Annotated in this window: 23 protein-coding genes; 7 read left to right on the top strand and 16 right to left on the bottom strand. The window is 31.8% G+C overall.

Annotated elements, in window-relative coordinates; all coding sequences use genetic code 11:
* Positions 1 to 3: 3 nt before the first annotated feature.
* Positions 4 to 1,269, top strand: a complete 1,266-nt coding sequence (gene lysA, locus KA894_RS02745; RefSeq protein WP_107643901.1) for a diaminopimelate decarboxylase — start codon at positions 4 to 6, stop codon at positions 1,267 to 1,269.
* Between the two features lie 228 nt (positions 1,270 to 1,497).
* Here lysA and cspA read toward each other — a convergent pair whose 3' ends face one another.
* Positions 1,498 to 1,698, bottom strand: a complete 201-nt coding sequence (gene cspA / locus KA894_RS02740) for a cold shock protein CspA (RefSeq protein WP_001831260.1) — start codon at positions 1,696 to 1,698, stop codon at positions 1,498 to 1,500.
* A 184-nt stretch (positions 1,699 to 1,882) separates the two neighbouring features.
* A complete protein-coding gene (gene msaA / locus KA894_RS02735; protein ID WP_096809771.1) occupies positions 1,883 to 2,188 on the bottom strand; it encodes a regulatory protein MsaA in 306 nt (101 codons plus the stop codon).
* A 330-nt stretch (positions 2,189 to 2,518) separates the two neighbouring features.
* On the opposite strand from msaA, the gene KA894_RS02730 reads away from it, so the two are divergent.
* From KA894_RS02730 to KA894_RS02720, 3 genes are read left to right on the top strand one after another with little or no spacing between them, the layout of a single operon-like run.
* Positions 2,519 to 2,788 carry an acylphosphatase gene (locus KA894_RS02730; protein WP_096809768.1) on the top strand — a complete coding sequence of 90 codons (270 nt, stop codon included), beginning with the start codon at positions 2,519 to 2,521 and terminating at the stop codon, positions 2,786 to 2,788.
* A gap of 22 nt (positions 2,789 to 2,810) precedes the next feature.
* Positions 2,811 to 3,431 carry a 5-bromo-4-chloroindolyl phosphate hydrolysis family protein gene (locus KA894_RS02725; RefSeq protein WP_103373467.1) on the top strand — a complete coding sequence of 207 codons (621 nt, stop codon included), beginning with the start codon at positions 2,811 to 2,813 and terminating at the stop codon, positions 3,429 to 3,431.
* Between the two features lie 28 nt (positions 3,432 to 3,459).
* The gene (locus KA894_RS02720) at positions 3,460 to 4,593 is read left to right on the top strand and encodes a toxic anion resistance protein (RefSeq protein ID WP_108909326.1); all 1,134 of its coding nucleotides are present in this window, start codon (positions 3,460 to 3,462) and stop codon (positions 4,591 to 4,593) included.
* Between the two features lie 207 nt (positions 4,594 to 4,800).
* Here the strand turns inward: KA894_RS02720 and brnQ3 are convergent, their stop codons facing one another.
* The 5 genes from brnQ3 to KA894_RS02695 form a co-directional block, all read right to left on the bottom strand.
* The gene (brnQ3, locus tag KA894_RS02715; RefSeq protein ID WP_096809763.1) at positions 4,801 to 6,144 is read right to left on the bottom strand and encodes a branched-chain amino acid-like transporter carrier protein BrnQ3; all 1,344 of its coding nucleotides are present in this window, start codon (positions 6,142 to 6,144) and stop codon (positions 4,801 to 4,803) included.
* A gap of 121 nt (positions 6,145 to 6,265) precedes the next feature.
* A complete protein-coding gene (locus KA894_RS02710) occupies positions 6,266 to 8,155 on the bottom strand; it encodes a vWA domain-containing protein (RefSeq protein WP_207606226.1) in 1,890 nt (629 codons plus the stop codon).
* A 12-nt stretch (positions 8,156 to 8,167) separates the two neighbouring features.
* The gene (locus tag KA894_RS02705) at positions 8,168 to 8,959 is read right to left on the bottom strand and encodes an ATP-binding protein (protein ID WP_096809759.1); all 792 of its coding nucleotides are present in this window, start codon (positions 8,957 to 8,959) and stop codon (positions 8,168 to 8,170) included.
* Between the two features lie 159 nt (positions 8,960 to 9,118).
* A complete protein-coding gene (locus KA894_RS02700; protein ID WP_096809755.1) occupies positions 9,119 to 9,322 on the bottom strand; it encodes a DUF6501 family protein in 204 nt (67 codons plus the stop codon).
* A gap of 22 nt (positions 9,323 to 9,344) precedes the next feature.
* Positions 9,345 to 10,154 carry a VOC family protein gene (locus tag KA894_RS02695; protein ID WP_210133687.1) on the bottom strand — a complete coding sequence of 270 codons (810 nt, stop codon included), beginning with the start codon at positions 10,152 to 10,154 and terminating at the stop codon, positions 9,345 to 9,347.
* A 216-nt stretch (positions 10,155 to 10,370) separates the two neighbouring features.
* On the opposite strand from KA894_RS02695, the gene KA894_RS02690 reads away from it, so the two are divergent.
* Positions 10,371 to 10,571 (top strand): Mid2-like cell wall stress sensor domain protein, encoded by a 201-nt coding sequence (locus KA894_RS02690; RefSeq protein WP_096809751.1) that lies wholly within the window; start codon positions 10,371 to 10,373, stop codon positions 10,569 to 10,571.
* Between the two features lie 220 nt (positions 10,572 to 10,791).
* On the opposite strand, the gene KA894_RS02685 is transcribed toward KA894_RS02690, so the two are convergent.
* The 4 genes from KA894_RS02685 to KA894_RS02670 all read right to left on the bottom strand — a co-directional run bounded on the left by KA894_RS02685 (position 10,792) and on the right by KA894_RS02670 (position 14,814).
* Positions 10,792 to 11,799, bottom strand: coding sequence for a Gfo/Idh/MocA family protein (locus KA894_RS02685; protein WP_096809749.1), 1,008 nt, complete (start codon positions 11,797 to 11,799; stop codon positions 10,792 to 10,794).
* An 18-nt stretch (positions 11,800 to 11,817) separates the two neighbouring features.
* Positions 11,818 to 12,972 carry a Gfo/Idh/MocA family protein gene (locus KA894_RS02680; RefSeq protein ID WP_103373381.1) on the bottom strand — a complete coding sequence of 385 codons (1,155 nt, stop codon included), beginning with the start codon at positions 12,970 to 12,972 and terminating at the stop codon, positions 11,818 to 11,820.
* Entirely contained in the window at positions 12,972 to 13,862 is an 891-nt protein-coding gene (locus KA894_RS02675) for a sugar phosphate isomerase/epimerase family protein (RefSeq protein WP_103373382.1), read from the bottom strand. Before KA894_RS02675 ends, KA894_RS02680 begins: the two co-directional genes overlap by 1 nt.
* 85 nt (positions 13,863 to 13,947) lie before the next feature.
* Positions 13,948 to 14,814: a sugar phosphate isomerase/epimerase family protein gene (locus KA894_RS02670; RefSeq protein ID WP_096809742.1), complete on the bottom strand. Its 867-nt coding sequence runs from the start codon at positions 14,812 to 14,814 to the stop codon at positions 13,948 to 13,950.
* Positions 14,815 to 14,938: 124 nt separating this feature from the next.
* On the opposite strand from KA894_RS02670, the gene KA894_RS02665 reads away from it, so the two are divergent.
* Both KA894_RS02665 and KA894_RS02660 read left to right on the top strand, forming a co-directional pair.
* Positions 14,939 to 15,859: an AraC family transcriptional regulator gene (locus KA894_RS02665; RefSeq protein ID WP_103373383.1), complete on the top strand. Its 921-nt coding sequence runs from the start codon at positions 14,939 to 14,941 to the stop codon at positions 15,857 to 15,859.
* A 557-nt stretch (positions 15,860 to 16,416) separates the two neighbouring features.
* Positions 16,417 to 16,965, top strand: a complete 549-nt coding sequence (locus KA894_RS02660) for a helix-turn-helix domain-containing protein (protein ID WP_119487730.1) — start codon at positions 16,417 to 16,419, stop codon at positions 16,963 to 16,965.
* A gap of 176 nt (positions 16,966 to 17,141) precedes the next feature.
* Here the strand turns inward: KA894_RS02660 and sucB are convergent, their stop codons facing one another.
* From sucB to KA894_RS02635, 5 genes are all read right to left on the bottom strand, one after another.
* Positions 17,142 to 18,425 carry a dihydrolipoyllysine-residue succinyltransferase gene (sucB, locus tag KA894_RS02655; protein ID WP_119487729.1) on the bottom strand — a complete coding sequence of 428 codons (1,284 nt, stop codon included), beginning with the start codon at positions 18,423 to 18,425 and terminating at the stop codon, positions 17,142 to 17,144.
* A gap of 13 nt (positions 18,426 to 18,438) precedes the next feature.
* On the bottom strand, positions 18,439 to 21,243 hold the full coding sequence (locus KA894_RS02650; protein ID WP_119487728.1) for a 2-oxoglutarate dehydrogenase E1 component: 2,805 nt from the start codon (positions 21,241 to 21,243) through the stop codon (positions 18,439 to 18,441).
* A gap of 185 nt (positions 21,244 to 21,428) precedes the next feature.
* Positions 21,429 to 22,784, bottom strand: a complete 1,356-nt coding sequence (locus KA894_RS02645; protein ID WP_103373648.1) for a HAMP domain-containing sensor histidine kinase — start codon at positions 22,782 to 22,784, stop codon at positions 21,429 to 21,431.
* Positions 22,781 to 23,443 carry a response regulator transcription factor gene (locus KA894_RS02640; protein WP_096809734.1) on the bottom strand — a complete coding sequence of 221 codons (663 nt, stop codon included), beginning with the start codon at positions 23,441 to 23,443 and terminating at the stop codon, positions 22,781 to 22,783. The genes KA894_RS02645 and KA894_RS02640 overlap by 4 nt, the downstream gene beginning before the upstream one ends.
* 446 nt (positions 23,444 to 23,889) lie before the next feature.
* Entirely contained in the window at positions 23,890 to 24,504 is a 615-nt protein-coding gene (locus KA894_RS02635) for a phosphatase PAP2 family protein (protein WP_103372732.1), read from the bottom strand.
* Between the last annotated feature and the right edge of the window lie 3 nt (positions 24,505 to 24,507).

Here is a 24,507-nt window from a genome sequence, read left to right as displayed (position 1 = left end):
ATTATGGCAGTAGAATATAATAGTTATGGCGAGCTTACAATGGGAGGCACTAGTCTTAAAACAATAGCACAGAGTTTTGGCACCCCCACTATCGTTTATGATGAAAATCAAATTAGGGCACAAATGCAACGATTTCATCAAGCCTTTCAAAAAAGTAATTTAAAATACAGTATTTCATATGCTTCTAAAGCGTTTACTTGTTTACAAATGGTGAAATTAGTCCAAGAAGAAGGCCTTGAACTTGATGTAGTTTCTGAGGGAGAGTTATATACAGCTTTAGAGGCTGGTTTCGATCCCCAGCATATTCATTTTCATGGTAATAATAAGACAAAGCATGAAATTCAATACGCGTTAGAAAGTAAAGTAGGATATATTGTGATTGACGCTTTAGAAGAAATTGAACTGATTGATAAATATGCAAGTGAAACAGTAAATGTAGTATTACGGTTAAACCCAGGTGTTGAAGCACATACACATGAATTTATTCAAACTGGGCAAGAAGATAGTAAATTTGGTTTATCAATCAAACATGGTTTAGCGATTCAAGGCGTTGAAAAAGTAATAAACTCAAAACACTTGAAGTTAAAAGGTGTCCATTTCCATGTAGGTTCACAAATTGAAGGTACAGAAGCTATGATTGAAACTGCTAAAATTGTAATTCAATGGTTGAAAGAAAATGATATAAAAGTTGAACTGATTAACTTAGGTGGAGGGTTTAGCATTAAGTATGTTGAAGGAGATGTAAGTTTCCCTATTGAAACCGGTATAACTGAGATTACTGATGCTATTAAACAATTTTCTACGCAGTTTGACTACCCACTCCCAGAAATTGGAATCGAACCAGGAAGATCTATTGTTGGTGAAGCAGGTATAACGCTATATGAAGTAGGTACAATTAAAAACATCCCCGATGTTAATAAATATGTGTCTGTAGATGGTGGTATGAGCGACCATATTCGTACAGCGTTATACGATGCTCAGTATGAAGCTTTGTTAGTTAATAGAAATGACCCGAAAGATGAGACTGTAACCATTGCAGGTAAACTTTGTGAATCTGGAGATATTATTATTAAAGATGCCCAATTACCTAGCACAGTAAAACGTGGGGATTATTTAGCTATCTTATCTACAGGTGCATACCACTACTCAATGGCTTCAAATTATAACCAAATGCAAAAGCCCTCAGTATTCTTCTTGAAAGATAGTAAAGCAAGAGAAGTCATTAAACGTCAATCTTTAAGACAATTAATTATAAATGATACTAAATAAATTAAAAAAGTGGTTCTATCCCCTACTTTAGGTTGATGGAACCACTTTTCATTTAGTTTATACTGATATGAAATAATATGTATTATGTATACAATAAGCCACCGTAATTAAATATAACGGCTATTCATAGAAGAGGACATACATTAAGCCCCCTAGCTCATCGCGAGAAGGCTATAAAAAAAAGAACCTTTAACAAGGTTCTTTGATAAGTCAATATTGCAATCTATATTATAGTTTTACAACGTTTGCAGCTTGAGGACCGCGGTCGCCTTCAACTACTTCAAATTCAACTGATTGACCTTCTTCTAATGATTTGTAACCCTCTTGGTTAATAGCTGAGAAGTGTACGAATACGTCGTTTTCTCCTTCAACTTCGATAAAACCGAATCCTTTTTCAGCGTTAAACCATTTTACTGTACCTTGTTTCATAAATGTGAAACCTCCAAGACTAATATTCATTCAATATGCATTATTCGCATATTACAAAAAATACAATTTCACAGTCTAAATCTGTTTTACAATATTCTTTGCAATATGGAATAAAACAATTGCTTGACTCATATTATAAGCTATTTTAACTAAAAATGCAATGCAATTGTGAAAAAACTATTTCTTAAATAATAGGTAATTTATAATAAACTTCATTATTATTTAAAACAATATAACTATAAAAAATCTGTAAATCTTCATCACAATCTTCACAAAAACCTAATTCACAATTATTATAAAATGCATGAATATTGTATTTGCCAACTAAATAATTATCGTAAAACTGCTTACTATTTCCTATTATTGATTGGTAGTAACTTAACATTTCTTCATAATTATCAAAATGATATTGTTCGACGATATGATCAGTCCAGTCACTAAATAACCACCAGCCTTCATAATCAGCTCGAATCTTTGCAACTGTCCACATGTAAATTACACCCTTTCATCTTTAACTTAAAAAATACCAGTATTGTATACGGTACTTATAGTATCATCATTATTTTAGAATGATTAAATTTATTTTATTAGAACTCACTTGTTCACACGCATTACATATATGTATTGTATATAAAAAATAAGTCTTATTGTCGTTATGCTTATTATATTTGATTAATAGCTATGTATAATATTTTAAATGTATCATGAACAAAATCAAGTTATCTGTTTCATACTTTTGGCCGATAGACAATTACTATCCAAACAAAAATATTAGTTTTGTAAGTTAAAATTTCGTATAATGATAATAAGAGGTGATTATATGCAATGCAAACATATTAAAGTATTTGGTATAGTGCAAGGTGTCGGTTTTCGCTATTATACTGAAAAGATAGCTAGAAAATATAATATTGTAGGTACTGTACAAAACGTATCTGATTATGTAGACATTTACGCCCAAGGCGATAAAAATTCGTTAACATCGTTTACCAATGCTGTAATTGAGGGTGCTTCACCTGCTTCTCATATAGAAGATTATGAGATTGAAGAAATTGAAACTAACCCATCATGGAAAAATTTTAGAACATTATAAACATTATAAAGGAAGATGAAGTTTGAGATACAATATTTCGCGTATTTACGGGGCCATTATTGCTTTTCCAATAGCTGTTATCGCATGGATTGCTAGTGTATTTGCATTAGACGTATATTTTATTTTTGATTTTCTTATTTCTGCGGTAGCGTTTGTAGCGTTCTACTTCCCTACTCAACGTTTAACTTCTAGAAAATATTTAAAAGAAATTGGCTTATCACGTAGAGATTATCATTTTATCAATAGTCAGTTAAATAACGCTCAAGATAAAATAAGAAGAATTTTAAAATCTTTTGTTAATGTAAGATCAATTAAAGATTTTAAGCAAGTCAATGAAATATATCGGATCACACGAGCTATATATTATGCAGTTAAACAACAGCCACGAACGTTTTTCAAAGTAGAGAGTTTCTTTTACTCTCATATCGATAATGCATTGAATTTAATTGAAGCCTATACGAGATTATCAAAGTCACCAAAAAAGTCTGAAGAAGAAAAACAAAAGTTAGCACAAACGCGTATTACTCTAGATGAAGTTAAACGTACTTTAGTAGCAGACTTAAAAAGAATCAACGAAGAAGATTATAGTCAATTAGATATAGAAATGGAATTGAACAAAATTGAACAAAAAAGACATAAATAATATACACGATGAAATGGAGAGGAATTAAATGGTTAGAGAACAAGACTTTTTAAATTCGCATCCATTGGATAAATATATTGATGAACAGACAACAAATGAATCAGAGATTATCAACAGCACAAAACAATACTCTCAAGAAGATCAGCAGAAAATTGACAAATTGAGTGAACAAATAAAACCAATGGATAATGATACTTTATTAAACTATGGTACAGCTGCACAATCCAATATGTCTCAATTTTCACATCGTATTTTAAACGAAGTGAAGACAACGGATGTAGGGCCTGTAGGTGAATCATTAAATGGATTGATGAGTAAGCTTAAATCTGTTAATCCTGATGAATTAAATCCAGAAAATCAGTCTAAGTTAAAACGTATTTTTAGACGCACTAAAGCTTCTGTTAATGAAATATTCTCTAAAATGCAATCAGTAGGTTCACAAATTGATCGTATCTCTATCGAATTAGATAAGCATAAAAATAATTTAAATAAAGACATAGAGATGCTCGATGAATTATATAATTTAAATAAAGATTACTTTGATGAATTAACCCTATATATTGAAGCAGCTAAAAGAAAACAACATTTATTACAACAAGAAGAAGTACCTAAACTAAGGTCACAAGCTGAATCAACTAATAATCAAATGGATGTTCAAGCAGTATCAGATATGGAACAGTTCGTTGATAGATTAGATAAACGTATTTATGATTTACAATTATCAAGACAAATTGCTATTCAAACTGCACCACAAATTCGAATGATACAAAACGTGAACCACGCACTAGCTGAAAAGATTCAAAGTTCAATTTTAACAAGCATCCCATTATGGAAAAATCAGATGTCGATTGCTTTAACACTTATGAGACAACGTAATGCAGTTTCAGCACAAAAAGCAGTTACTGATACAACAAATGATTTATTACTCAAAAATTCAGAGTTATTAAAACAAAACGCTGTTGCTACAGCTACAGAAAATGAGCGCGGTGTCGTAGATATTGAAACATTAAAAACGACACAACAAGATATTATTGACACGATTGAGCAAACATTACAAATTCAAGAACAAGGTCGTAACAAACGCAAACAAGCTGAAACTGAGTTAAATGAGTTAGAAACAGAAATGAAAAACCAATTACTTGATATGAAAAACAACAAATAAATATTACGTAAAAAATGAACGTGATATAAATATTGTAGACAACTTACAAATAAAACGAGATTGAGATTATCTTTTTTCTAAGACATACCTCAGAAAAAGTATTTCTATCAAAAACTTGGCATAAGAATATTTTTAAATAACCCCTCTACTGCTTGTATTATAAAGGAGGCCAAGACATTATTTTGTCTCGGCCTCCTATTGATTTAACTATTCTTTTTCATAAACTATTGTTTGTTGGTTTTTAAGCATTAAAGATACGAGATAGCCAATGATTGTTGTGATAACAGCTATTGGGAACCATTCTAATGAATAATCTTTTAATGGTAAACTATCAATAATACTTATGTTAATCCAACCTTGTGTGTGAATAACGCTTAAGATTGAAACGATTGCCACCACTGCCACAGGGATTTGTTGCGCAATTGGTTTTGTTGGTACAAAACGTGCAATCAATATTAATAACACGGATGTAATTGCAATTGGATATACAATGCTTAACACAGGAACAGACATTGTAATAACTGAATTCAATCCTTGGTTAGCTAAAATAAAACTAATTAACGTAAAGATGATTACATAAAGTTTATATGAAATTTTTGGGAATATTCTATTGAAATACTCTGAAACAGATACAATCAACCCACAGGCAGTTGTTAAACATGCAAGTGCGACGATAATACCTAATAAGTATTTACCAAAAGTTCCAAATCCCGTACTAGCCATTGTCGTTAATAAATAAGTACCAATATTTTGATCATTCGCAGTTAAACTAGCTATTTTCTCTTGCGGCACTGCCATGTGGTTACCTATAAAGCCTAAGGAAATATAAATAAACATAAGTGCAATTGCAGCGATAATACCTGCTAAAAGTGTTTGTTTGAAAATTTGGTTAGCATGCGAGATACCAGTTGATTTGACTGCATTAACTACAATCATAGAAAAGGCAATTGCTGCAATGGCATCCATAGTTAAGTAACCATTTGTAAATCCTTGAGAAAACCCAGAAAAATTAGAAGTGAAAGCTTCAGCAGATTGACTATGTGCATTACTACCGTAATCGACAAATCCTTTAATAATCATTGCTAATATGGTAATCAGTAATAATGGTGTAAGTAATGAACCGATACGGTTAATCATTTTATTTGGATTAATACATAAATATAATACGATTAAAAAGTAAATAACTGTAAATATCAATAGAGCTAATGCACTATTTGTATGAGTAATCGGCGTAATAGTCATTTCAAACGACGTTGATGCGGTACGAGGTATCGCAAAAAGTGGCCCTATCGTCAAATAAATAATGATTAAAAATATTACTGAAAATTTGGGTGAAATTTTATTTAAAGAACCGATATATCCTTGTTTGTCTAAAGCACCAACTACTACTCCTAATAGAGGTAAACCAATTCCCGTTAAAGCAAATGCTAAAATTGCAGGCCAAAAATATTGACCGCTATCTAAACCTAAATTCGGTGGGAATATAAGGTTACCAGCACCAAAGAACATAGCAAACAAAGTAAACCCTATAATCCATGTATTTTTATTCATAAATTGTTCTCCTTCTTGCCTATAAAATAATATTTACTATTCTATCACGATTTATGAGAAGTAGTCTATATAAAATTCAGAATATTTAAATTTATGTTCGATATAATAAAAAAAGTACGTTTTAAAATGATTTTAATAATAATTTTTTAAGCAATGGTGCAAGATGACTCGGTAGGTTTTCTACACCTTCTACGAAAATTGCATAGTTTCCATAAATATTATGAATTGTTTCTTCAATATCTTCAGTAATAGAATCTTGGCTTAAAAATACATTAAACACTTCAATACCCATTTTACGAGCGGTTTCCACAGCTTCATAAGTGTCGAGTATCCCGTCTTGACTATAGTTATAAGCAGATGGTTCACCATCTGAGAATACAATTAAGAAGCGTTGGTTATGAGATCTACGCATTAATCTTTCGCTCCCAATTCTAATAGCCACACCATCTCTATTGTCATCTTGAGGTTCTAACGCCATAATCCTTGGACCATCTTGTGTCATTATAGAATGGTCATATGAAATAATTTCATCAATAATATTAGGCTGTTTTGAATCGTCGGCGTCAAAAGCATCTTCATTAAAAGCTAGAATTTCATGTTTCACATTTAACGATTTCAAAGTTTCGTGAAATAATACAACGCCTTTAATTGTTTCTGACATTTTATCTTGCATACTTGCTGAAGCGTCAATTAATAGTGTGAACGTGGCGTCAAAGGTTTGACTTAAATCTTGTTTTTTATAGAAAAGTTTATATTGATCGTCGATAAACCAATTTAATAAGTTTTTTTGGAGCCGCCCTTTAGTTAAATTGCGACGTTCATCTTGGTATTCTCTATCTATTGTTTTTTTTATGATTTGTGTTAAATCTTTTGTCTCAAATTGGACTTCTTTTTCAACATTATTATACAAATCTTTATACTCTGGTAAAATATCTGGGACATTCCATTTAATTTCTACATTTTCATTAATGCCTTTTAAAGCAAAGGCAGAATTATTCCCTACGGAACCACCTTCATCACTTTCGATATGATTAGACGAACCTTTACCTTTTTTAGTTTGCATATCCGTCATATCATCACTCGTATCACCTTCTCGAGCTGTATCATTATCTCCTAGGACGTCACTATTTTCCCCTTCATGTAGTTCCATTTCTAAATAAGCACCACCTTGCGACGAACTATCTTGATAATTTGATTCAATTTCTTCACTTACGACGTCATCCTCGGGGTTTTCATTAGAAGCTTTATCCGTATTACTCGCGTCAGTTCGTTTTAAATCTTCAAAATTAAGATTATGGATAGATTCGTATACCTTTTTAGGTAAATGATAATATTCGTTTAACATGTCTTCTTTTAATATATCATCGATTTGGAACATTATACGTTCAGCTAAATACATATTATCTTCTGATGAATTGTTATAGAAAAAATTGGGTAGATATTGGTACATGTTTGTTAAAATGTCATCTATTTCTGGGCTGATTTGAGGTATGTCGTAAAAATTTTCTGTTAAAAATGATGCTTCCAAATATAAGAATAGTAAATCTGTAAATGTTGCTTTTGTCTTATAGACATTAATTTGAGTGTGCGTGTAGTTTAGTCTGATTTGGTTACGTAATTGTATAGCAGATTGAGTAGATGGACGAAGTTTAACTATTTCATTTAACACACGTTTATCTTCTAATAATTTAAATAGCTGTTGGTAAAATTTAGGATGGTTAAATGTGTGATTATGAATTACTTCGTTGACAATAGATTCATCCATCATTTGGTAACCATAAGCAGCAAGCATTACATCTGTTTTAAGGCCGTTAGTTTCAATGTCTTTACTTCTATGGGACCAAAAAGAACTTGTAATTAACATATTATTGATTGGATCGTAATATGGGAATTTTTGAATTTTAACTTGTGTCTGTTCATTTTTTAACAATAATCGAGCTAAATCTTGAAGCATCATGACTTGTTTAGCATCTAGCTGTTCATCATTAAATAATATAAAACGATCGCTCATAAATATCCCTCACTAAAAATTTAATTCAACTGCGTTTAAAATAGCTTGTTGTTCACGTTCATCTTCTAATTTATCAATAATTGTTCGTTTAATAGCACGTTCAATAGGCATCACAGTTGCTAAATCACTTAAATCAATTAAAGCACGAATACTAGCCGCTTCCTCAGAAATCTGTCCTTGCTTTGTCATCGTGCGTAAATCTGCATTAAATTTAATAATATTTTGTATAGTAGCATCGTCTGATAATTGACTTTGATTTTTGATTACATCACTTAAAATATCACCGTCAATATAATCAACTTGAATGACTACGAAACGGTTTTTGAGTGCTTCATTCATTGGTAACGTCCCGATATATCCTTCATTGATAGCAGCAATTACATTAAATCCTGGTGCTGCATTTACGACTTCTCCAGTGAATGGGTTTGTTAATTTTCTACGGTAGTCTAGCACACCGTTTAAAATGGGTAATGTCTCTGGTTTCGCCATATTTATTTCATCTATATATAGAATATGTCCTTCTTTCATAGCTTTAATGACTGGGCCATCAATAAATACGATTTCCTGTGTGCCGTTTTCATTTGTTTGGATTGTTTTAAATCCTAATAAACTTTCTGCATCTAAATCTACTGAACAATTGACTTGGTGCATAGGACGATTAAGCGTTTCTCCTAAAGTTTCGGCAAGTTTTGTCTTACCTGAACCTGTTGGTCCCTTCAAAAGAATGTTTTTATTCAATCTCATTAATGATTTTGCATCATTAAAAACAGTTTCATCTCTGTTTATATATTGTGAATTTGTCATGGTTTAATACTCCTTTTAAAAATAAATAATTCATCAAAATTTATATCATTAAAAATAGACTGGGGCTTAAATAACGGTTTATATTTTCGCCCTAGTCCTATTCAAATCATCCATATTTAAAGTTTCATTCTATATTTAGTACATGTGAAACACATTAAATTAAACTTCTTTAAAATAAGTTTTAAAATAGCCGCCAACAAGACCAGAATTATCGACAATTTGATAGTATTCTTCAGTTTCGTTTATTACATCATATTGTTTTCCTACTGTTAGCATATCAGCTACAGTGAATTTTTGTGCGTCTGTATGAATAACTTCTATTTTTTTGATTGGTGTATTATCTTTCCAAGTTTCGTGTAACATATATAAAATCCTCTCTTTACTATTATGAAATTTCTAACGTTAAGATGAAGGTGATACCACTTTTTTCAGTAATACGTACCGATCTTTCTCCATCTTGGTCTAACGTTTGGTAAGGAATCTCTATAGATTCAAGTTGTTCTATAGTGTGTTGAAATTGAGACTTAGATTCAGTACCAAATTCAATTTGTTCTAATATACCATGTTCAGGCATTTTTATTTCATCTGGTGAAGCATGGATATGTAACTCGCCACCTAGACCGCCATCTCCTATACGAAATACTTGCATATTGAACTCAGCATTATCACTAGATACGTATTCAGCAAAATGTTCTAAACCAAAGACTTTTGTCAGAATGGATTGTGTCAATGCGAAATCATTAACTTTTATCATAACTGGCCCTAGACCTTGTATTTGATGCAACGGATTTACATTACTTTCAAAAGCAGGCATACCTAATGGCGTTCCTGTGTTATGTTCATTGGAATAAATATTAAATGTTTGACTATTTTGGTCTTGGAAATTGAAACACTTGTGACCATTTAAGTCTGTAGTTTCCCCATGAGTAATTTGGTTTTTTTCTAAAATAGATTGATATTCTTCAATTCCTTCATCGCTGGGTACTCTTAAACCAATGTTTTCAATATGATTATTACTGTTAATATAGTTCGGCGCTTCTACAAAATGTATACGTGTACCGGAATTTAATTCGGCATCACCAAAACGCAAAGCTTGTCCTTTATTTGCCACGTTTAGTCCAAGTATACCTGAAAATAATGCTTTGGTTTTTACTAAATCATTTGTCCCTGTAGTAACACTTCTAAGACCATTCATTATATTAACCCCTTTATTCATATCTTTTCAATATATTATAACTTATTTTGCGATTTATTTGTATGATGAAGTATTTGATTGCATAACTATTTACAAAATTGTAATTTTTAGACATTGGAGGAATAGAAGAAATGTATTAATATGGATATATATTAGGAATTATTATTTTTATTCGCAAATAATATAATATTATTTTACAAATAAGGAGGTTTTAATATGGTTGGTACATGGATTTTATTTGGTATCACAGTGCTCATTGCAGTGTATTCTGGAATTACTTTCTTTTCAAATATAAATAATAAAGCAAAACAGCAAAAAGCAAGTAAAGAAAGTATTAAGAAAAATAATATTTACGGTGTCGTTTTCCTAGTATTTTTAGTTCTAGCAATCATTGAATTATTTGTATTTATTGCATAGTTAGATTTAATAGAAGTAGCGGTGCATCATTTTAAATTATTATATACGGTATATTTAACAAAAATAGAAGTAATGAACAAATTTATAGTGCTTATTTCTATTTTTGTTTTTATGATGTATTAACTGAATCGCATTAGTCGTTTAAATTTTGTATAAAAAGTGAGATAGAAGTTCTAATGAATTCTATCTCACTTTTTGCTTATCTTTATTTATATAACGTTTATACACTTTCGAATTGTATTGTTTCATTTGTTTGAGAAGATTTTTGTATCGCATCGATGATTGCAATAGACGGTAATGCATCTTTAACGTTTATATAATTTTGCGTATTCTCGAAAATACAATCATAGAATTGATTAATTAAAGTGTCATGACTTGGTCCGTAATAGGATTTTGTACCCGATGCTTTTTTATCTTCAATGATTTGAGTTTTATAACCTGCTTCATTTACACGTGTTAGTATATTATCTTTAATAGTGCATTTTTCATTTTCAAAAATAACTTGGAGTTCAATGCTTGAGTTACCGACATTAGCATTGGTAGCAAAAAACATGCCGTTTGCGTTGTTTTCAAACTTAATATGAGCAGAAGCAGTATCTTCCACTTCTATATTATAATCCAATAATTGTGATGTGCTGCCTTTAATTGATTTAACTTTGCCACAGAGTAATTGCATTAAATCCAACGTGTGTATCGCCTGATTAATCAATACGCCCCCGCCAGCAGTTTTCATACTACCTCGCCATGGTTTGTCAGTATAATAAGACTCAGGACGAAACCATGTAACTAACCCTTTAATGCCGATTATCTCACCATACGTTTTGCTTTGAACAATTCTCTGTAAAGTTTGGAAAGTCTCGTTATATCGATTTTGAAAACATACACATATTTTCGTATCAGGATTTTTTTGTTCTAATTGTATTAATTCTAAACCTTCTTTTGCGTTGAGGGATAATGGCTTTTCTTGCAATACATGTATCCCTTTTTCTACACAAGCTGTTGTCACAGGCAAATGCAAATAATGAGGTAAACAAATATGTACACAATCTAAATTTTCTTGCTCTAACATTTGATATAAATCTGTGTAGAAATGCGCATTTGGAACTTTAACTTGTAAAGTTGTATCTATATCACATGCAGCAGTTAGTTCGACATGAGGATTAGCTTCAATCACATTTAAGTGTACAGTTGAAATATCACCTAAGCCTATTATTCCAATTTTTAACATAATACCAGCTCCATATGTTTATCTTTGTTCTGATTGTTCGTTTTGAATTTGAGCGTGTAACGCATTTTTAAACGCTTCAGGATCTACGGGGACGGCTACTTCTTGACCTGTCCAACTAGATAAATAAATGGCATTTACTAAATTGACGCCGTTGATACCATCGCTACCTGGCGCAATCAATGGTGTATTATCCTTAATGTTTGCAGCGAAATTTTCTAATACATTTATATGTTGTTCACCCCATACACTATCAAATTCAAATATTTCTTGGTCGTAAATATTTTCGAATCCACTGCCTTGGAATATTTTAGATGCTTCTTGCCATGTCATATTTTGATTCATTTCTGTTTCGGATTCTTTTAAACGCGTTAAAGTAATCTTTTTACTATCTTCTACTAAAATTTTTCCTTTATCGCCAGTAATTTCTAAACGGTCTGTACCAATAACATCATGGGTGCATGTAATAAATACGCCGGTTGCCCCATTACCATAGTCTAAAATGGTAGTAACATCATCATCTACACTCAAATCGCGTTGGTAACCATATTTAATATTTGAAAATACAGATTTTGGCATACCACATAACCATTGGAGTAAGTCTATTTGGTGGGGAGCTTGGTTTACTAATACACCGCCACCTTCTTCTGACCATGTAGCTCTCCATGAACTTTGGTCATAATAAGCTTGCGGGCGCCACCAAGTCGTTATGATCCAATTAGTACGTCGGATATTACCTATTTCACCAGTATCAATCAGTGTTTTCACTTTTTGATAAAGCGGATTTGTTCGTTGATTAAAAAATATACCAAATGTTAAATGCGGTTTTGAGGATGCTAATTCGCTAACCTCTTTTACTTTTTCAGCATATATATCAGCTGGTTTTTCTAAAAGTGCATGGATATCTCTTTCTAAAGCTTCTGTACCTATCTCTGTGTGTAAATAGTGAGGGACAGTAGTAACAACAGCGTCAATGCTTCCACTTTCTAACATATCAATATAATTTTCATAAAAAGGCACATTTGGGTAGTTTTCTTCTACTATATTTTGCTTTTCAGAATCAATATCACAAATCGCCCCTATTTCTAATTGTGGAATTTTACCTTCGTTTATAAATCCTGCGTAAGTACTTCCTTGTGCTCCAAAACCAATGATACCTAAACGAACTTTTTCCATTATACATTCCCCTTTTTATTAATATTTGCTAATATTTGTAATAAAGCTTCGTATTGCATTTTATATCCTTCCGCCCCATCTTTTGCGACAGAATTTTGAATTGTTTCAGTTGAATGTTCTAATTCTAAATCTTTAATTGAATCAAAAACAACGAGATGAGGTTCAAGCGTTAAGAATCCTTTGTAACCAGCTTTAAATATTTGAGTTAAAATACTTTCTATTTGCCCATCTCCTGTGCCACATAATACATTCACATTATCTTTGTATACTGCATCTTTTATATGGATGTATTCAATATAATCTGACAGTAATTCGTAGCATGCTTGTGTATTTTCTCCACATTGTACAAAATTTGCAAAATCAAATATGGCTTTGAAATGAGTCGAGCCAACTTCGTCAAAAATAAGCTTGCATCGACGCGCTATATCACCGAAAATATCTTTTTCATTTTCATGTAACAGGATAACGTTGTATTGTTCTGCAATTTCCGCAAATTGTTTTAACTTTTCGATAACACTATCTTTGTATTTATCGAAATCTTCATTTCTCGGTATATAAAAGCTAAAGATTCTAATATATCGACAATTGAGCAATTGGCTTATTTCACACAATGTTTTCAGTTGTGCTAATTGCTCTTGAAACGCTGTCTCATCATCCACATAAATTTTACCAATAGGAGAACCGATTGATGATACACCTATATCCCATTTACTTAAGCGTGGTAATACGTCGTTTTTTATCATATCTACTGAATATTTACTGATATTTTTATCATCTATACCTCTTAATGATATATAATGCATCCCTAACTTGTTTACCGTTTTTAATTGTGTATTCAAATCTGATGATATCTCATCTGAAAACCCTGAAATTGCTATATTTTCAAGCATGGAATCAACTCCTTGTTTTTGTTTGTTAGCGCTTACATTAATGTTAGTGTTAAGTACGAATTAACTTTAAATTGTGTTGAAAGTTTTAAAACCAAGATTGATAACCTAAGTCATTTAAGTGGTCACGACTTATAGTTAAACAATCGTATGGATCTGCGCCATATAGTTCATCTTGCTCTACAAAGAAATATTCGCTTCCACTTTCACGGCCGACTTCAATAATCTCTTTAAGCGGTAATGTACCTTGTCCTAATTCAGCGAATTGAGTAATCATATGTAGCATATAATATACCTTTTCATTTCCTTCTCCTGGATATTGAGACATATCTATTTCACCAATACGGTAATCTTTAAGATGTATTGCACGAATCCGGTTTGCATAATTAGGTATAACTTCAATAGGGTTTAACCCTGCACGCCAAATCCAATGCACGTCTAATTCAAACCCTAAATAGTGTGTATGGTCTCGCATTAAATCAAGCATAAATTGGCCGTCATATTGAACAAATTCCAAATTATGTGCATGATAATATAGATCAATGCCCTCTTCTTTTAATCTTTTCGCATAAGAATCACATATTTCTGCGAATTCAAGTGTACTTTCTTTTGTCCCCATATAATTGATTGGAAGCATACCAATTCTTAATATAGAACAATCTACAGCTTTACAATCTGCTACAATTTTATCAAAGTCATTTTTCAACGTATCTCCAGGATATTTTTGATCTTCTGAGATATCCTCTACGCCACATGACATTGCGGCTATATTCATGCCAAAATCATTTATAGCTTGTTTCATTTCTTCAATATTCTGAGTATTCATTTCAATTTGAGATATTTCTACAGCATTATAGCCTAAATTGCTAACTTTCTTTAACACATTGTATAATCCTTCTTCTTGTACTTTTTGTTTGAGCATCATCATTTGAACGCCAATTTGATTTGTTGTCATTTTTATCCTTCCTTCTTAAAAATATTAATGTTTAAATGCTATAATATAATTATAATTTGAGTGAAAATTAACAACATTGTAAATAAGGGAAAAAAGTATGTTTTTTGAGTAGGAGGAATTTCAAATGAAAAATAGAGGGGATTTTGAGCATCAATTTGATACGGTATCTTTACCATTTGATGGCGAATATGCTGCATGGCATAAAATTAGTGACGGTCATTTTGGGAATGAATTACATTATCACGATCATTATGAAATATTTTTTTCATTATCTGGAAATATGCGCTATACCATAGAAGGAGAATCATTTAATTTAGATGTTGGGTCGATGCTGATTATTCCACCGTTTGAATTTCATCGTTTAGATGAACAAATGGATGGCCACGCTGAACGTATTGGATTAAGGTTTGATGCAAATATATTAAATGAACTTTCTGTTGAGAACTGTGATTTAAGTATTTGTTTTAATAAACGATCTTCGAAATTCAAAAATTTATTACAATTATCTGAATCGCAGAAAAGAGAATTATATTATTTATTACAGGGCTTAATCAACGAGCAAGATAATGATGCTTTTGGCAAAAATTTAGCAGGTAAATCGTTGCTAACACAGTTTTTAATTATCCTCAATAGAGTTGCTATAGAAAATGAGCATACATCTGATAATGTTGATGACCCTTCTACTCATTTAGTGAGACAAGTGTTAGATTATATGGAATTGCATTATAATAAAGAAATTTCACTGGAACATCTTGAAAATAAATTTTTTGTAAGTCGTCATAAAATCACACAACAGTTTACTAAATTAGTTGGTTATCCACCTTATCGGTATTTATTGAATTTGCGTTTACAGAACGCACAACGAATGTTAAAAGATGGGGGGAATCCACAACAGGTAGCAATATGCTGTGGATTTACAGACTATTCTAACTTTTACAGAAGATTTAAACATTCTTATGGTTGCAGCCCAAGGGACTATCTGCAGCAGTATAGTTATAGTGAAAAAATGAAAAATCAATTAAACATATATAAAACGAGCAAGTAAAGTCATACAATGCTCGTTTTTTTAATTAACTAGGATATTTATTACAACATAAAATAATCAAATAGCATTAACAAGTCAAATAAGTGTTTGTTTTTATTATGAAGTTTTTAAATAAAGTGTCTAATACGGCCTAACTTAAACTATCTAAAATCCAGCAATAGTCAACAATATAAAGAAGTTCAATTGCACTAACGAATGAATATAAAAAGACGAGATAAACATTGAGTTCGCTGTTAAAAAGTAGTGAATAAATAAAGGTGGCATTTTCATTATAAATGTAATTTTAGCAATATGATGTAAGACAGTGTTACATATACTGGATACTCATATTAAAATAAAGATTCAAAATCAACCCCAATATTTAAAAAAATAATGCTACGATTTTATTTAAAATAGGTATAAAGATTGTCAAGACAGCGTTTATAAGTAGTATTATTAGAGTCTCCTACCCCCTACCCTATCAATAGAATCTTTATAACGTCTAAAATTACGTTATAAAGTTCAGACTTTAAAGTTTCTTTTTTATACGTTATATTGTAAAAAGAGGTGTATAAATAATGAGAGAAATCAATGATATTATATCTGAAAATTTAAAGTTATACAGAAAACAAAGTGGATATTCACTTGAACATTTGTCAGAAATCACTGGTGTAAGTAAAACGATGTTGGGCCAAATAGAACGTAAAACATCTATTCCTTCTATTACTACGTTGTGGAAAATAGCAAATGGTCTAAAAGTTTCTTTTACAGAATTAACTCAAGAAAATAGCACTATTATTAGAAAAGTAACTCTAGATGATATGCAACCTTTGATGTCTGAAGATCAGAAATGTAAGGTTTACCCTTTCTTTAAATTTGATATTGAAAAGAAATTTGAAAGTTATATGGCTACCATTGAGCCTGAAGGAAGAATGAACGGCTCACCACATGGTTCTGGGGCAATAGAATATATAACGGTATATGAAGGCACATTAACGCTCGTATTGGATGGAAAAACCTTTTTGATACATAAAGATGAGGCAATTCAATTTAATGCGAATATGTTTCACTATTATGCTAATGAAGATGATATAACTATTCGATTACATATAGTTATACACTATTGATAGTATTTTTAGCTTATAAATAACTTAAGGTTGCTATATTCTACCGGGAGATTTCAGGAATAAAAGGTGTGATATAACATTTTTTGTGTAGTTTTTGAATATTATTTTTTACATAAAAAACACAACGACGCAAAACGCCGTTGTGTTAGGTTTAATAAACTATTTTGTGTTGTAAATTAAGATTCTAATAGTAAATCTTCTGGGTTCTCAATCAATTCTTTAATTGTTTTTAAGAAACCTACAGCTTCTTTACCGTCAATAATTCTGTGGTCATAGCTTAATGCAATGTACATCATTGGACGGTTTTCAATCGTGTCTGCATCGATAGCAATTGGACGCGTGATAATAGAATGCATACCAAGTATTGCAGCTTGGCTTCCGTTAATGATCGGTGTGGACATCATTGAGCCAAAGATACCACCGTTTGTGATAGTAAATGAACCATTTACCATATCATCTAAACCTAATTTTTTATCGCGTGCTTTTGTAGCTAAGTTAGCTATTTCATCTTCAATTTCAGCAAAGTTTTTCTTATCACAATCTCTTACAAAAGGAACTAATAAACCATCTTCTGTAGATACAGCAACGCCGATATCATAAAATTGTTTAGTAATCATATCTTCGCCATCAATTTCAGCATTTACTTCAGGGTATTTCTTCAATGCTGCTACCGCTGCTTTTGTAAAGAATGACATAAAACCAAGTTTAGTACCATCATGGTCTTTGATGAATTGTTCTTTTTTACGTTTACGTAAGTTCATAACATTTGTCATATCAATTTCATTAAATGTCGTTAACATAGCAGTATTATTAGATACTTCTAATAATTTTTTAGCAGCTGTTTTTTTACGACGAGACATTTTTTCTCTGATAACTGGTTTAGTTGGATTTTGTTGTTCAGCTGTTTTTTTAGGTTCTTCTTTTGTTGATGATTGAGCAGTTTGTTGTGAATTAGATTGATTATTTTGAGTTTGGTTAACGTGTTCTTTTCTCACAATATCATTTGATTGTGTTGCTACTTCTGATAAATCTATACCTTTTTCACGCGCATATTTTCGTGCGGATGGTGTAGCATTCACACGCGCCCCTTTATCTTGTGCATTATCAGATGCGCTATCATTTTGTGGTTCTGATTTTGTTTGGTTTGCTTCATTTTCATTACTAGATGCAGATGATTGCTTTTCAGAATCATCTTGTTTTGACGTCTCTGGAGCATTATTACCGCTTCCTTCACCAACCACTGCAATTGACTGTCCCACTTCTACAGTATCGCCTTCGTTGGCTAGTAATTCTTGAAGTACGCCGGCTTCTTCTGAAACAACCTCTACGTTGACTTTGTCAGTTTCTAATTCTAGTATAGCTTCACCTTTATCTACACTATCACCAACTTGTTTTAACCATTCTGCAATGGTACCTTCTGTAATGGATTCTGCTAATTCTGGAACTTTTACCTCTGGCATGCTTAACTTCCCCCTAGTTAAATTTTGTGCTTTGTTCGATAATCATATTTTGAACGAGTTTGTGTATTTCACCATCGCCTTCAGCTGGTGCTGAACGTTGGATACGACCGTGATAACTTAAATCGTATTTATCAGTAGTCAATTCTTTGAGATATGGATAAACAAATGACCATGCGCCTTGGTTTTTCGGTTCTTCTTGTACCCAAGCGACATTTTCTAAGTTAGGTAATGTACTGAGCAGTGCTTCGATTTCTTCTGCTGGGAATGGGTATAATCTTTCGACAGCAACCAATAAAATGGATTCGTTTGGATTTTTCTCTAAATATTCTTTTAAATCAATGAACATTTTACCTGAAGCAAGAATAACCTTTTTAACAGCTTCTTTATTGTGATCTTCTGGTAAGATTGGTTCAAATTGTCCAGATATAAATTTATTGATTGGATCAGCTACTGTTTTATTGCGCAATAGACTCTTAGGAGACATAACTACTAAAGGTCTCATAGATTGCGTACCTAAACTTGCTGCTTGTGCTCTTAACAAATGGAAATAGTTGCTTGAACTTGATAAGTTTACAACAGTTGAGTTGTTTTCTCCTGCTAATTGTAAGAATCTTTCCAATCGAGCTGATGAATGCTCAGGACCTTGTCCTTCAAACGAATGAGGTAAGAATAGAGTTAAACCTGAACGTTCACCCCATTTAGCTCTAGCGCTAAATAAGAAGTTATCAAATATCATTTGAGCCATATTTGAAAAATCTCCATATTGTGCTTCCCAAATTGTCATACAATCTTTATTTTGAACATTATAACCGTATTCAAAACCAACAACTGCTGCCTCTGATAATGGTGAGTTACGTACTTCAAAAGTCGCTTTTTGGCCAGGTACATGGTGTAATGGGATAAATTCTTCACCAGATTCTGGGTCATGTAATACCGCGTGACGATGGCTAAATGTGCCACGTTCACTGTCTTGACCTGTTAAACGGATTGGTGTACCTTGTTGTGTTATTGTTGCGAACGCTAATTGTTCTGCTTGAGCCCAGTCAACTAATCCATCTTCGTTTTCAAAAGGTTCTCTACGTTTCTCTAGTACTTTATTTAGCTTCTTAAGTACATTGAAGTTTGATGGGTATGATAACATGGCATCGTTAATTTCTTTAAGTTGTTCATAACTTATATCGATACCGACGCTTTCAAGAGGTTCTGCAAGACTATCTGGTTTTTGCATATCTGGGTTATCCATTTTATCATTTTTATCAATTTTATCGTGAGCAGCACGTAGTTCTTTTTGAACCTCATCAAATATATTGTTCATTTGATCTTCTGAGATGATGTCATCTTCAACTAATTGATTGCCGTATAAAATATCTACTGGGTCGTGTTTACGAATATTATGGTAAGGTAATGGATTCGTGATTGAAGGTTCATCCATTTCATTGTGGCCATATCTACGATAACCAACCAAATCAATCACAACATCTTTATGGAATTCTTTTCTAAATGCCATCGCTATTTCAATCGCTTCAATAGTAGCTTCAACATTATCTGCATTTACATGCATAATAGGAACATCATAACCTTTAGCCACGTCTGATGAATACGTTGTAGAACGCCCATCTTCAGGATCTGTCGTAAAGCCAATTCTATTATTAGTAATGATGTGAAGCGTTCCACCCGTTGAATAGCCATCTAAGTTTTCTAAATTCATCGCTTCAAAATTGATGCCTTGACCAGGATACGCTGCATCACCATGTATTAAAATAGGCATTGATTTATAGAAGTCTGTTTGAACAGCTCCTGGTTTGTTTGTATCATCTTGTGTTGCACGTGTTTTACCTAGAACAACTGGTGCAACGATTTCTAAATGGCTCGGGTTATTTGCAAGAGAGATGCGTTGCTCGCTGCCATATGAATTGGTTGTTTTCACACCGCCTAGATGATATTTTACATCACCTGACCAACCTGCAGTTAATTCTAAGCTGCCATCTTCTGGTAAAAATTTCATTGGATCAGTATGCATAAATTCTGAAATCATCATTTCATACGGTTTTTCTAATACATGCGTAAGCACATTCAATCTACCGCGGTGAGCCATGCCTATTTGGATATTTTGAATGCCTTCATCACTAGCTAATCTTAACGTTTGTTGTAACATTGGCACTAGTGTATCTACACCTTCTATTGAGAAACGTTTTGCTCCTACAAAATTTTTATGTAGATATTTCTCAAAACCTTCTACATGCGCTAAATTTTTAAATAATTCTATTTTTTGATTGTCATTTAAAGTCGCCTTGTATGGTGTTTCTATTCTACGTTTTAACCATACGCGTTCCCTATTATTATTGATATGTGTATATTCAAATGCAATAGGTCCTTTGTAACGTTTTTCCATACGAACAATTGCTTCATAAGCATTATCGTAAATGTCTTTAAAGTGTTCAGATACAATACCTGCAGAAATAGATTCAAGTGTTTCTTGATCTAAATTAAAGTCTTCGATATTTAATTTTGGAACATTTTCTCTTACAGGTTTGTTAACTGGATAAATATCTGCCAATAAATGCCCGTATTGACGTATGTTATCAATTAAACGCATAACACGTTTGATTGTGCTATCAGCTTTGGTCACGTTATGTTGCCCTTCAGCTGTATTTGTTGCGATGTTTGCTTCACCGTTTTTGATTGTGCTAAATAGGACTTGTAAATCTTCAGGAACTGAAGCTGGATCATTGAGATACATATCATATAAATCTAAAATATACCCAAGATTAGCCCCGAAATTTACAGGTGCCTGGGAAACCTGACTTTCGTTGCTCATATTACACCCTCCACAAAATAGTTAAAACGCTTACAAATCAATAATAGCATTAAATATAACCAAATTAAAGTACCAATAACTGGTTATATAAAAAAAGCAGAACCTCATATAATTTGGCTCTGCTAATTGAATTTTCATTTAATAGCGTAACATAGTTTAGATGCATTAGTAACCGGTAACATAGGTCAAAATGTAATTTTGAATGTTGTATATTTGCCTACTTCACTTTCGACATGGATGGTGCCGTTATTTAATTCAATAATTTTTTTAGCTATTGAGAGCCCTAATCCATTACCGCCCAGTTTTCTGGAACGTGATTTATCTACTCTGTAGAATCTATCAAATATAAACTCAATATCTTCTTTGGGTATACCTACGCCATGATCTGTAATTTCTATAGATATTTGTTTGTTTCTTAGTTTAGTTTGAATAAGGATGTTTTTATTTACTTGATCATACTTCATAGCGTTATCAATAAAGATAATTAATACTTGTTCGAATTGATAGCGGTCCATTTTAATATTAAGTGGTTTATTATAAGGGCTAAATTCAAATTTATAATCTTGATGTAGTTGCTTTAAAGATTTAATTCTAGAAGTAATTTCTTGATTGATTTCTACGCTTTCAATTTCATTTTCCCTGTTATTATTGTTGTCTTTAGTCAATAATAATAACTCTTCTACTAATTTAGTAATTCTTTCCATTTCTTCTAATGAGATATCAAGTGATTCTTCAAGAATGGCTGCGTCCTTTTTTCCCCAACGTTGAATTAAATTTAAATGGCCTTGAATGATTTGTAAGGGCGTTCGTAACTCGTGTGAAGCATCTTCAACAAATTGTCTTTGTTGATTAAATGACTCTTCTAATTGGAACATCATTTCATTGAAAGTTACAATTAAATTATCTGTTTCTTCGTAATTTGTTACTAAATCCACTTTTTCTTGGAAACCATCACGACGTATTTGTTGCATCTTGTTAGACATTAATATCAAAGGTTTCGTAATTTGTGCAGAGAAAAAGTAACTAACCATTGCAGTAATAAAAGTGGCAATCACTCCAAATATCAATGCAATAAAATATAGAGAATTAACAAGTGCATTATAGCGATCTAAAGAATGTACAATAATGCTATATCCTTGGAAATGGCTTGTGTCAATTTGGTTTGTAATAATTAGATAATCACTGTTATGACGTTTTTTAATCGTAGCAGTATTAATATCCTTAGGGTTAAACTTAGGAGAATATGTTATTGAATTATCATTTGTTGTTTCAATTTGTTTTTTTCCTTTTTTATTGAAGAGTATAACTTTTTGAAAGTTTCCTAAAGATGCATTCAAATCTAATGGGGTGATCTCTTTTAGTTGTTTTGATTCGAATAATTGTAAAGTATCTGTATAACTCCTTTCTGCTTCGTTTAATTCATTATGGCGTAGCGCATTACTTAAAAAGAAAATAATGATTAAACTGAATATAAAGATTGTTGAAAATGTAATCGTTGTTGTGATTATCATCCATTTTGTTTTTAATTTACGTTGTTTCATTTTCTTACCACGTAACCTACTCCTCGAACGGTTTCTATGTACTTATCTTTACCGTAGGGTTTAAGTTTATTTCTTAAATAACGAATGTAAACATCAACAACGTTGGTTTCAACTTCTGAATCATATCCCCATACATCAGCAATGATTTGTTCTCTTTGCAATACATGATTACGGTTTTCTGCTAGTAATGTTAATAAATCGTATTCTGTTTTTGTTAAGTCTAAAGGTTCTCCGTCTACTGTGACTTTAAATCCGTCTCTATCTATGATTATGCCTTTCATATCAATCACGTTTTTTTGTGGTTGCCTGCGTAGCATAGCTCTTATTCTAGCTAATAACTCTTCAATATCAAATGGTTTTACAATATAGTCATCAGCACCATAATCTAACCCTGCTACTTTATCGTATGTGTCGCTTTTAGCAGTAATAATAATAATGGGGGTTGTTTTATTTTGTCTAATTTGTCTACAAATTTCTAAACCATTGATATTCGGTAACATTAAATCTAGCAAGATTAAATTGTATTCATTATTTAATGCTTTTTCTAAACCTGGTTTTCCATCATATTCAATATCTACGTCATAATTTTCATGTTCTAGTTCTAATTCAATAAAACGTGCAAGATTTTGTTCATCTTCAACTATTAAAATTTTTGTCATTAGTTACACCTCAAAATATATAATATATGAAATGACTGTATAGAGAAAGTATCTAGGTGTGAAAGGCATAAAATGATGATTGGCATTGATACAAAAAAACTAAAAAATTGATGTTAAATTTTTTCATGATTCTAATTGACAATTATTCTCAATGTTGTATAATGTAATTGAAAATGATTATCAATACTATATAGACATTCCCCCCACACATATTTGTTTAATAGGATTGATCATTTTCACAAATATCCCCTTTTATATGCCCGTAAAAGACTAACGTTGCGAGACAACGTATATATAAAGACCGGTTTTACAGTGTAAAATCGGTTTTTGTAATAATTTTTGACACAATAGAAATAAGCTAGACGGTTTCACGTCTAGCTTATTTTTTATTGCGTTTTAATTGATGATAAACGCATGTCGTTTTCTAGTTGGGTGCATATAAATGCTTATATTTTTAAGTTGTGTCTTAGGATCAACGTGGATAATACCACACAAAAAGTGCCTCCGATAATACCAGCAATAATATCTGTAGGGTAATGAACGCCTAGATATACTCTTGATGATGATATCAAGAGTATAAATAACGCTGAAAGACCTATCATGACACCCTTTGTTTTTCCTTTCAGGACACGATTAGCGATGTATATTGTGCTACCAAAGAACGCTGCAGAACCCATAGCATGCCCACTTGGAAAACTAAAACCTGAAATATCTATCAGACGTAAGAGTGTAGGGCGTTCTCTATCAAATATATTTTTTAACAAAGGGTTTAATGTGCTTGATAAACTCATAGCAATTGCAAAAAACAATGCTTCAATGTTTAGTTTTTTGAGCATTAAATAAGCAATTAATAGAAGTGATAAACAAACCATTGCCCATACTTCACCTATTTTAGTTACTCCTAGAAAAAAAGTAGTTGTGATAAAACTTTCTGAAGCATATATAAATTCATAGACTTCATTATCTATCCATTTTCCTAATCTAGATTCATGAAAGGATGCAATGATACCAAATATTAAGGTGAAAATGATAAGTAAGCTTATTCTTTTCCAACGACTCATTGC

This window comes from Staphylococcus sp. GDY8P131P (assembly GCF_017891975.1).
Lineage (GTDB): Bacteria > Bacillota > Bacilli > Staphylococcales > Staphylococcaceae > Staphylococcus > Staphylococcus nepalensis.
This window is presented reverse-complemented; position numbering and strand designations above follow the sequence as displayed.

Coding starts and splice junctions, on each gene's coding strand:
- KA894_RS02645 (WP_103373648.1), bottom strand. CDS start 22,784: ATGAAACAACGTAAATTAAAAACAAAATGGATGATAATCACAACAACG.
- sucB (WP_119487729.1), bottom strand. CDS start 18,425: ATGCCAGAGGTAAAAGTTCCAGAATTAGCAGAATCCATTACAGAAGGT.
- KA894_RS02665 (WP_103373383.1), top strand. CDS start 14,939: ATGAAAAATAGAGGGGATTTTGAGCATCAATTTGATACGGTATCTTTA.
- KA894_RS02690 (WP_096809751.1), top strand. CDS start 10,371: ATGGTTGGTACATGGATTTTATTTGGTATCACAGTGCTCATTGCAGTG.
- KA894_RS02675 (WP_103373382.1), bottom strand. CDS start 13,862: ATGCTTGAAAATATAGCAATTTCAGGGTTTTCAGATGAGATATCATCA.
- KA894_RS02650 (WP_119487728.1), bottom strand. CDS start 21,243: ATGAGCAACGAAAGTCAGGTTTCCCAGGCACCTGTAAATTTCGGGGCT.
- cspA (WP_001831260.1), bottom strand. CDS start 1,698: ATGAAACAAGGTACAGTAAAATGGTTTAACGCTGAAAAAGGATTCGGT.
- KA894_RS02685 (WP_096809749.1), bottom strand. CDS start 11,799: ATGTTAAAAATTGGAATAATAGGCTTAGGTGATATTTCAACTGTACAC.
- KA894_RS02640 (WP_096809734.1), bottom strand. CDS start 23,443: ATGACAAAAATTTTAATAGTTGAAGATGAACAAAATCTTGCACGTTTT.
- KA894_RS02670 (WP_096809742.1), bottom strand. CDS start 14,814: ATGACAACAAATCAAATTGGCGTTCAAATGATGATGCTCAAACAAAAA.
- KA894_RS02660 (WP_119487730.1), top strand. CDS start 16,417: ATGAGAGAAATCAATGATATTATATCTGAAAATTTAAAGTTATACAGA.
- KA894_RS02730 (WP_096809768.1), top strand. CDS start 2,519: ATGCAATGCAAACATATTAAAGTATTTGGTATAGTGCAAGGTGTCGGT.
- KA894_RS02720 (WP_108909326.1), top strand. CDS start 3,460: ATGGTTAGAGAACAAGACTTTTTAAATTCGCATCCATTGGATAAATAT.
- KA894_RS02700 (WP_096809755.1), bottom strand. CDS start 9,322: ATGTTACACGAAACTTGGAAAGATAATACACCAATCAAAAAAATAGAA.
- brnQ3 (WP_096809763.1), bottom strand. CDS start 6,144: ATGAATAAAAATACATGGATTATAGGGTTTACTTTGTTTGCTATGTTC.
- KA894_RS02680 (WP_103373381.1), bottom strand. CDS start 12,972: ATGGAAAAAGTTCGTTTAGGTATCATTGGTTTTGGAGCACAAGGAAGT.
- KA894_RS02705 (WP_096809759.1), bottom strand. CDS start 8,959: ATGACAAATTCACAATATATAAACAGAGATGAAACTGTTTTTAATGAT.
- KA894_RS02695 (WP_210133687.1), bottom strand. CDS start 10,154: ATGAATGGTCTTAGAAGTGTTACTACAGGGACAAATGATTTAGTAAAA.
- lysA (WP_107643901.1), top strand. CDS start 4: ATGGCAGTAGAATATAATAGTTATGGCGAGCTTACAATGGGAGGCACT.
- KA894_RS02635 (WP_103372732.1), bottom strand. CDS start 24,504: ATGAGTCGTTGGAAAAGAATAAGCTTACTTATCATTTTCACCTTAATA.
- msaA (WP_096809771.1), bottom strand. CDS start 2,188: ATGTGGACAGTTGCAAAGATTCGAGCTGATTATGAAGGCTGGTGGTTA.
- KA894_RS02710 (WP_207606226.1), bottom strand. CDS start 8,155: ATGAGCGATCGTTTTATATTATTTAATGATGAACAGCTAGATGCTAAA.